The sequence below is a fragment of the Paraburkholderia sp. SIMBA_053 genome, from assembly GCF_046534895.1.
Lineage (GTDB): Bacteria > Pseudomonadota > Gammaproteobacteria > Burkholderiales > Burkholderiaceae > Paraburkholderia > Paraburkholderia caledonica.
The window spans coordinates 1-343 of the sequence record NZ_JAWRXU010000269.1 but is presented as its reverse complement, the minus strand read 5'-3'; the positions used below and the strand labels follow the sequence as shown (position 1 = coordinate 343).

Annotated in this window: 1 protein-coding gene; it reads left to right on the top strand. The window is 64.4% G+C overall.

The annotated features are described in order from the left end of the window. On the top strand, positions 1 to 343 hold a 343-nt coding region (locus SB753_RS35580; protein WP_410804777.1), incomplete at both ends, for an MFS transporter.

Genomic DNA, 343 nt, shown 5'->3' with positions numbered 1-343 from the left:
GCCGGCTGTCGTGAAGTTCGCGATTGCGTACTTCTGCCTCGTGAACACGCTGGCAATGGTTGCCGTGTGGACGCCGCTGATCGTGAAGAGCTTCAGCGCGGATGCGAGCAATCGAACGATTGGCTTGCTCGCCGCGATTCCGCAGGTGTGCACGATCGTCGCGATGATCTGGTGGGGACGCCGCTCGGACCGCCTTGGCGAGCGCCGCTGGCACACGGTGTCGATGCTCACGCTAGCCGCCGTCGCGTTGCTGATCGCCGCGCTGAACGATACCAGCCTGCTGATCACCATCATCAGCCTCACGGTGGCGACCGCCGGGCTGTGGGCCGCGTACACGGTATTC